General features: G+C 65.3%; 2 protein-coding genes. Both read right to left on the reverse strand.

The features are described 5' to 3' along the window. Positions 1 to 46: 46 nt before the first annotated feature. Positions 47 to 760: a 50S ribosomal protein L17, sunset domain variant gene (gene rplQ, locus ACNPNP_RS02750; RefSeq protein ID WP_448964551.1), complete on the reverse strand. Its 714-nt coding sequence runs from the start codon at positions 758 to 760 to the stop codon at positions 47 to 49. Positions 761 to 794: 34 nt separating this feature from the next. After that, a complete protein-coding gene (locus ACNPNP_RS02755; protein WP_448964552.1) occupies positions 795 to 1784 on the reverse strand; it encodes a DNA-directed RNA polymerase subunit alpha in 990 nt (329 codons plus the stop codon). Between the last annotated feature and the right edge of the window lie 99 nt (positions 1785 to 1883).

The following is a 1883-nucleotide window of genomic DNA, read 5'->3' on the forward strand; positions in this document are numbered from 1 at the left end:
TTCGGGAGGGGGGCCCTTCTGTGCGGAAGAACTCCGAGGCGGCGTATTACTTGCCGGCCTCGACGAATCCAGCGGCCTCAGCGGCCTCGGCGGTGCGGAACCAGACCTCGGCGACGGTCGCGTCGTACCACTGTCCGTCGGGACGGTGGAACTTCATCGAGTCCTTGTTGCCCTTGATGTCGAAGCCCTCAGGTGCGGAGCCGTCCTCGTTCGGAGCGGCGGAGTCGGCACCGAAGCCGCCGTCGACGAGCGCAGCAGCGGCAGCCGACTCAGCGGCTTCGCCCTCTTCCTGCGACTCTGCACCGGCGTCGGCAGCTGCATCGGCCTTGGGGGCCTCCTCAGCCTTGGGCGCCTTCTCGGCCTTCGGCGCAGCCTTGGCCGTCGCCTTCTTCTTCGGGGTGACGGGCTCGAGGACGAGCTCGATCACGGCCATGGGGGCGTTGTCGCCCTTGCGGTTTCCGACCTTCGTGATGCGGGTGTAGCCACCCTCGCGGTCGGCCACCTGCGGCGCGATCTCGGAGAACAGGATGTGCACGACTTCCTTGTCACCGATGATCGACAGCACCCGGCGACGGGCGTGCAGGTCGCCGCGCTTGGCGAACGTGATCAGGCGCTCAGCGAGCGGACGAAGACGCTTGGCCTTGGTCTCGGTCGTCTTGATCGACTTGTGGGTGTAGAGCGCAGCGGCGAGGTTGGCAAGCAGCAGACGCTCGTGGGCGGGGCCGCCTCCGAGGCGGGGACCCTTGGTGGGCTTAGGCATATTGATCTAACTCCTGGTCAGAATTTCGGGAAGGTCAGAAGGACTCGTCTTCGCCTGCGCCGTAGAAGTGGGCGCCGTCGAAACCGGGCACCGAATCCTTGAGCGACAGACCGAGCGAGATGAGCTTGTCGCGCACCTCGTCGACCGACTTCTGGCCGAAGTTGCGGATGTTCATGAGCTGCGTCTCGGACAGTGCCACGAGCTCGGACACCGTGTTGATGCCCTCGCGCTTGAGGCAGTTGTACGAACGGACCGAAAGGTCGAGGTCCTCGATCGGCATCGACAGCTCGCTGGAGAGCACAGGCTCCACAGGTGCCGGGCCGATCTCGATGCCCTCGGCCTCGACGTTCAGCTCGCGGGCCAGACCGAACAGCTCGGTCAGGGTCTTCGCGGCCGACGCGCCGGCGTCGCGCGGGAGCATGCTGTTCTTCGTCTCGACGTCGAGGATCAGCTTGTCGAAGTCGGTGCGCTCACCGGCGCGAGTCGCCTCGACGCGGTAGCTGACCTTGAGGACCGGCGAGTAGATCGAGTCGACGGGGATCTGCCCGGCCTCGGCGTACTCGTTGCGGTTCTGGGGCGCCGACACGTAGCCGCGGCCACGCTCGATCGTGAGCTCGAGCTCGAACTTCGCGGTGTCGTTGAGCGTGGCGATGACGAGCTCGGGGTTGTGGACCTCGACACCGGCCGGAGCCGAGATGTCAGCGGCGGTCACTTCACCGGCACCGGTCTTGCGCAGGTACGCCGTGATCGGCTCGTCGCGCTCCGACGAGACGACGAGCTGCTTGATGTTGAGGATGATCTCGGTGACATCCTCCTTCACGCCGGGGATGGTGCTGAACTCGTGCAGCACGCCGTCGAGGCGGATGCTGGTCACGGCTGCGCCGGGGATCGACGAGAGAAGGCTGCGACGCAGTGCGTTTCCGATGGTGTAGCCGAAGCCGGGCTCGAGCGGCTCGATGATGAATCGGCTGCGGTCCTCGGCGATCTTTTCCTCGGTCAGTGTGGGACGCTGTGCAATGAGCACTCTGTGTTCCTTTCGATCACATGCCCGCTATATGACATGTGGTGGGGTGAGGTGTTGAGTTTTTGAAGTCAGGTGCCCGCGAACGGGCTGTGGGGGGGT

The sequence above is a fragment of the Microbacterium xerophyticum genome, assembly GCF_053543555.1.

Coding starts and splice junctions, on each gene's coding strand:
- rplQ (WP_448964551.1), bottom strand. CDS start 760: ATGCCTAAGCCCACCAAGGGTCCCCGCCTCGGAGGCGGCCCCGCCCAC.